This window comes from uncultured Paracoccus sp., assembly GCF_945915435.1.
Classification (GTDB): Bacteria; Pseudomonadota; Alphaproteobacteria; order Rhodobacterales; family Rhodobacteraceae; genus Paracoccus.
Map to the genome: position 1 here is coordinate 1 of NZ_CAMEFG010000079.1, position 5701 is coordinate 5701.

A 5701-nucleotide genomic window follows, 5' to 3' on the forward strand; every position below is an offset into this window, starting at 1 on the left:
CCGAGGCGCTGCTTTACGGCATCCTGCAACTTCAGCGCCGCATCCGGCGCACCGGCACGCTGGTGAGGTAAGCCATGACCGTCGATACCGCACAGCTTGAGGCCTTGGCCGAACATATCGCCGCCGCCCGTCCCGATCAGGTGCTGGCAACCGGGATCGCATTCGGCGAGTTGAACGTCACCGCCACCCTGGCGGGGCTGCTCGACCTGATCGAGTTCCTGCGCAGCGATCAGACCTGCGCCTTCTCGACCCTGATCGACATCACCGCCATCGACCACCCGGCGCGGGCGCAGCGGTTCGATATCGTCTATCATATGCTGTCGATGTATCGAAACCAGCGCATCCGCGTGAAGGTCGCCGTGCGCGAGGATGAACTCGTGCCCTCGCTGACCGGCATATTCCCCGGCGCGAACTGGTATGAGCGCGAGGTGTTCGACCTTTTCGGCGTGCTGTTCTCGGGCCACCCCGACCTGCGCCGCATCCTGACCGATTACGGCTTTCAGGGCTATCCGCTGCGCAAGGATTTCCCGACGACCGGCTATGTCGAGGTGCGCTGGAACGACGATGAAAAGCGCGTCGTCTACGAACCCGTCAAGCTGGTGCAGGAATACCGCCAGTTCGATTTCCTGTCCCCCTGGGAGGGCGCGAAATACGTCCTGCCCGGCGATGAAAAGGGGGACGCGAAATGAGCGCGCTTCGCGGAAGCTGTCTCTGCGGCGCCTGCACGCTGTCCGTCGAGGCGGGGACCGAGGCGGGCGTTTGCCATTGCGGCATGTGCCGCAAGTGGAGCGGCGGCATGTTCATCGCGGTGCAGGCCGAATCGGCCCCGCAGATCGCCGACGGCGCGCCGGTCGGCGTCTATCGTTCCTCGGAATGGGGCGAGCGGGTATTCTGCCGCGATTGCGGTTCGTCGCTGATATGGCGGTCGGTGGACGGGTCGCATTATGCGGTCTCGGTCCAGATCTTCGACGACCCCGCCGCCTTCCCGGTGACCAGCGAAATCTTCATCGACCACAAACCCGCCAGCTATGCGCTGGCCGGCACGCGCCCGACCATGACCGAGGCCGAGTTCATGGCGCAAATTGCCCAGCAGGAGGGCTGAATATGGACGGCGACCGGAAGGATGGCAGGTAAGTGGCTATGACTCAGGCAAATTTCCTGTTCTGCGTAGGCGCGCAAAAGGCCGGGACCACCTGGCTTTACAGCTATTTCGCCGCGCATCCGCAGGTGCATGTCCAGCCGATCAAGGAAATCCACTACTTCAACGTGCTTTGGGACAGCAAGCAGATCGGCTTTCGTCGTATGCGGGAAAAGCATCTCGCCAGCTTTCCGCCGCTTCCCAAAAGCGTCCTCACGCTTACTGGCCGTTTTGCGCGTGGGGCCCGTTCCATCCTGGCGACCGAGCGCGGGGATGGGGGGCTTTATGAAGACAGCAGGCGCCTGGTTGAAATGTATGCGTCCGAGGAACCCGATCACGCCGCCTATCGCCGCCTGATGCTCGACGGTGCGGCCGACAAGCCCTGGGTGGCCGATATCACGCCCGATTACAGCGTCCTTGGCGGGCGCCGCTATCGGCAGATGAGTGATGCCTTTCCCGGTTCGAAGTTCCTTTACCTGATGCGCGACCCGGTCCAGCGGATGTGGTCCCATCTGAAGATGCGGGCTGAATGGATGTGTGCGCATGTCAGGCCGGGCATTACTGCGGGCGATGTCTTGCAGAAGGTTCTTGAGGGCCGGGAAAGGCATATTCTCGACCGCTCGAACTATCGCGGGACATTGTTCGCGCTGGGGCAATTGCCGGCGGATCGCGTGAAATACATGTTTTATGAAACCATGTTTGCAAATGATGCGATTGCGGGTCTGTGCAGATTTCTGGGGGTCGATTTTCATCCCGGCAATTACAACCACCGCGTGCGGGGGGGGGTGGAAGTCTCATGACGGTTGAACAACGCAATACGATGCGCTGGTTGTTGGCGCCAAGCTACAAGGCGGTATCGCGGGCCTTTGGCGATGAGGTTCCCGCTTCTTGGGATGTGAGCGCGGCCGAGGCGCAGATCCCCGATTTTCTGGATCGCTCGAAGATACACCACTCGGTGCTGGAAAGGCTAGGTTGAGCAAATGGACGGCGACATCCGCAAGAATACCTATGACGACGGCTCGGCGGATGCCCTGACGGGCGAACAGGCGATCCGCAATTTCAACATCAACTTCGGGCCTCAGCACCCGGCGGCCCATGGCGTGCTGCGCATGGTGCTGGAACTGGATGGCGAGGTGGTCGAGCGCGCCGACCCCCATATCGGCCTGCTGCATCGCGGCACCGAAAAGCTGATGGAAAGCCGAACCTACCTGCAAAACCTGCCCTATCTGGACCGGCTGGATTACGTCTCGCCCATGAACCAGGAACATGCCTGGTGCCTGGCGATCGAGAAGCTGACCGGGACCGTGGTGCCACGTCGCGCCAGCCTGATCCGGGTGCTGTATTCGGAAATCGGCCGCATCCTGAACCACCTCATGGGCCTGACCACCGGGGCGATGGACGTCGGTGCGCTGACGCCTCCGCTGTGGGGGTTCGAGGCGCGGGAAGAACTGATGATCTTCTACGAACGCGCCTGCGGTGCGCGGCTGCATGCCGCCTATTTCCGCCCCGGCGGCGTCCATCAGGACCTGCCGCCCAAGCTGCTCGACGATATCGAGGAATGGTGCGAGCGTTTCCCTAGGGTGGTGGACGATCTGGACACGCTGCTGACCGAAAACCGCATCTTCAAGCAGCGTCTGGTCGATATCGGCATCGTCACCGAAAAGGATGCGCTGGACTGGGGCTATTCCGGCGTGATGCTGCGCGGGTCGGGCATGGCGTGGGACCTGCGCCGCGCGCAACCCTATGAATGTTATGACGAATTCGACTTCCAGATTCCGGTGGGCAAGAATGGCGACTGTTATGACCGCTATCTGATCCGCATGCAGGAAATGCGCGAATCCTGCAAGATCATGCAGCAGGCCATCCAGAAGCTGCGGGCCGAGCCTGCTGGCGACGTGCTGGCGCGGGGCAAGCTGACCCCGCCCAAGCGGGCCGAGATGAAGCGCGACATGGAAGCCCTGATCCACCACTTCAAGCTGTATACCGAGGGCTTCAAGGTCCCTGCGGGCGAGGTCTATGCCGCCGTCGAGGCCCCCAAAGGCGAATTCGGCGTCTACATGGTCGCGGACGGCACCAACCGGCCCTATCGCGCCAAGCTGCGCGCGCCCGGTTTCGCGCATCTTCAGTCGATCGACTGGATGTCCAAGGGCCATCTGCTGGCCGATGTGCCCGCCATCATCGCGACGCTGGACATCGTTTTCGGCGAGGTGGACCGTTGATGCGCCGCCGCCATATCACGCGCCTTTGCGCAGGTTTTTCCGATTTTCTGCAAGGAAAGGGCAGCAACTGATGCTTCGCCGCCTTCACCCAGAACAGCCCGACAGTTTCGAGTTCACGCCCGCCAACCTGGAATGGGCGCGGGCGCAGATGACCAAATATCCCGAGGGCCGCCAGCAATCCGCGATCATTCCCGTCCTGTGGCGCGCGCAAGAGCAGGAAGGCTGGCTGACCCGCCCCGCCATCGAATATTGCGCCGACCTGCTGGGGATGCCCTATATCCGGGCGCTGGAGGTGGCGACCTTCTATTTCATGTTCCAGCTTCAACCCGTTGGTTCGGTTGCGAATATCCAGATCTGCGGCACCACCACCTGCATGATCTGCGGGGCCGAGGACCTGATTGCCGTCTGCCGCGAAAAGATCGCGCCGACGCCGCACACGGTTTCCGCCGACGGCAAGTTTTCCTGGGAAGAGGTCGAATGCCTGGGCGCCTGCACCAATGCGCCGATGGCCCAGATCGGCAAGGATTATTACGAGGACCTGACCGCGCAGAAGCTGTCGGACCTGATCGACGCGATGGCGGCGGGCGAGGTGCCCGCGCCGGGGTCGCAGAACGGGCGTTTCTCGTCCGAGCCGCTTGGCGGGCCGACCGCGCTGGCGGGGTTGCAGGGCACGGGCGACAGCCTGAACGCCTCGACCCGCCGCGCCGCCGATCTGAAGGAAACGCTCAAGCGGATCGACGGGACCGAGGCGCCGATCCTGACGCCCTGGCTGAAAGGGCGCGAGCAGGTTTGACGAAGCCGCGCTGTGGCGCGTTTGCAAGGTGACATGGGTGATGCGACAGGCTGATGGCAAAGGGGCTGGAACGCGGGGGGCCGGGATGGCCGATCCCCGCCGCCAAGACCTGCGCCAGATGCGCCTGGCGGGCGGCGTGATCGCCGTTTCCATGCTGCTTTGGCTGGCGTTTCAGTGGTTTGGCGGGCATTATGACCTGGACCCAAGATATGCTTTTCTCGCCGATCTGGCGGCAATAGCGGCAATGATCTGGTCGCTTCTGGTGACCTGGCGGATCTGGCGGCGGCGCAACGCGTCCTCGCAGCGATAAGGACAAGACGAAGATGCTGAACGATCAGGACCGGATCTTTACCAACCTTTACGGCATGGGCGACCGTTCCCTTGCGGGGGCGAAGAAGCGCGGCTGCTGGGACGGAACCGCCGGCATCATCGCGCGGGGCCGCGACAGGATCGTCGAGGAGATGAAGGCATCCGGCCTGCGCGGGCGCGGCGGCGCGGGCTTCCCGACGGGGCTGAAATGGTCCTTCATGCCCAAGGAAAGCGACGGGCGCCCGGCCTATCTGGTCATCAACGGCGACGAATCCGAACCCGCGACCTGCAAGGACCGCGAGATCATGCGCCACGATCCGCATACGCTGATCGAGGGCGCGCTGATCGCCAGCTTCGCCATGGGGGCGCATACCTCCTACATCTATCTGCGCGGCGAGTTCATCCGCGAGCGCGAAGCGCTGCAAGCCGCCATCGACGAATGCTATGACGCGGGGTTGCTGGGGGCGAATGCGGCGGGCTCGGGCTGGGATTTCGACCTTTACCTGCATCACGGTGCCGGCGCCTATATCTGCGGTGAGGAAACCGCGCTGCTGGAATCTCTGGAGGGCAAGAAGGGCATGCCCCGGATGAAGCCGCCCTTCCCGGCGGGGGCGGGGCTTTACGGCTGCCCGACCACGGTGAACAATGTCGAATCCATCGCCGTGGTGCCGACCATCCTGCGGCGCGGCCCGGAATGGTTCGCGGGCTTTGGCCGTCCGAACAACGCGGGCGTCAAGCTGTTCGGCCTGACCGGCCATATCAACACCCCCTGCGTGGTCGAAGAGGCCATGTCCATCCCCATGCGCGAGCTGATCGAGAAGCATGGCGGCGGCATCCGCGGTGGCTGGAAGAACCTCAAGGCGGTGATCCCCGGCGGCGCCTCCTGTCCCGTGCTGACGGCGGAACAGTGCGAAGATGCGATCATGGATTACGACGGGATGCGCGAGTTGCGGTCCTCGTTCGGGACCGCCTGCATGATCGTGATGGACCAGTCCACCGATATCATCAAGGCGATCTGGCGGCTGTCGGCCTTCTTCAAGCATGAAAGCTGCGGCCAATGCACCCCCTGCCGCGAGGGCACGGGCTGGATGATGCGCGTCATGGACCGTCTGGTTCGCGGCGAGGCCGAGGTCGAGGAAATCGACATGCTGCTGGACGTGACCAAGCAGGTCGAGGGCCACACCATTTGCGCCCTTGGCGACGCCGCCGCATGGCCGATCCAGGGCCTGATCCGCAATTTCC

At 63.3% G+C, this 5701-nt stretch carries 8 protein-coding genes and 1 pseudogene; all 9 read left to right on the plus strand.

Annotated elements, in window-relative coordinates:
• Nucleotides 1–71: pseudogene (locus tag Q0O97_RS17125) on the plus strand (NADH-quinone oxidoreductase subunit B); the annotation flags it as partial.
• 3 nt (nucleotides 72–74) lie between these two features.
• Nucleotides 75–689 (plus strand): NADH-quinone oxidoreductase subunit C, encoded by a 615-nt coding sequence (locus tag Q0O97_RS17130; protein WP_294932282.1) that lies wholly within the window; start codon nucleotides 75–77, stop codon nucleotides 687–689.
• Nucleotides 686–1102, plus strand: a complete 417-nt coding sequence (locus Q0O97_RS17135; RefSeq protein WP_294932285.1) for a GFA family protein — start codon at nucleotides 686–688, stop codon at nucleotides 1100–1102. The genes Q0O97_RS17130 and Q0O97_RS17135 overlap by 4 nt, the downstream gene beginning before the upstream one ends.
• A gap of 38 nt (nucleotides 1103–1140) precedes the next feature.
• Nucleotides 1141–1938, plus strand: coding sequence for a sulfotransferase (locus Q0O97_RS17140; protein ID WP_294932288.1), 798 nt, complete (start codon nucleotides 1141–1143; stop codon nucleotides 1936–1938).
• A complete protein-coding gene (locus tag Q0O97_RS17145) occupies nucleotides 1935–2114 on the plus strand; it encodes a hypothetical protein (RefSeq protein ID WP_294932291.1) in 180 nt (59 codons plus the stop codon). Before Q0O97_RS17140 ends, Q0O97_RS17145 begins: the two co-directional genes overlap by 4 nt.
• 4 nt (nucleotides 2115–2118) lie before the next feature.
• Nucleotides 2119–3357 carry an NADH-quinone oxidoreductase subunit D gene (locus Q0O97_RS17150; protein ID WP_294932294.1) on the plus strand — a complete coding sequence of 413 codons (1239 nt, stop codon included), beginning with the start codon at nucleotides 2119–2121 and terminating at the stop codon, nucleotides 3355–3357.
• A gap of 70 nt (nucleotides 3358–3427) precedes the next feature.
• Complete coding sequence (gene nuoE, locus Q0O97_RS17155) at nucleotides 3428–4150, plus strand: NADH-quinone oxidoreductase subunit NuoE (protein ID WP_294932296.1); 723 nt, start codon at nucleotides 3428–3430, stop codon at nucleotides 4148–4150.
• 85 nt (nucleotides 4151–4235) lie between these two features.
• Nucleotides 4236–4460, plus strand: coding sequence for a DUF5337 domain-containing protein (locus Q0O97_RS17160; protein WP_294932299.1), 225 nt, complete (start codon nucleotides 4236–4238; stop codon nucleotides 4458–4460).
• A 13-nt stretch (nucleotides 4461–4473) separates the two neighbouring features.
• Nucleotides 4474–5701 (plus strand): NADH-quinone oxidoreductase subunit NuoF (gene nuoF, locus Q0O97_RS17165; protein WP_294932302.1); only part of this gene is annotated, 1228 nt, incomplete at its 3' end.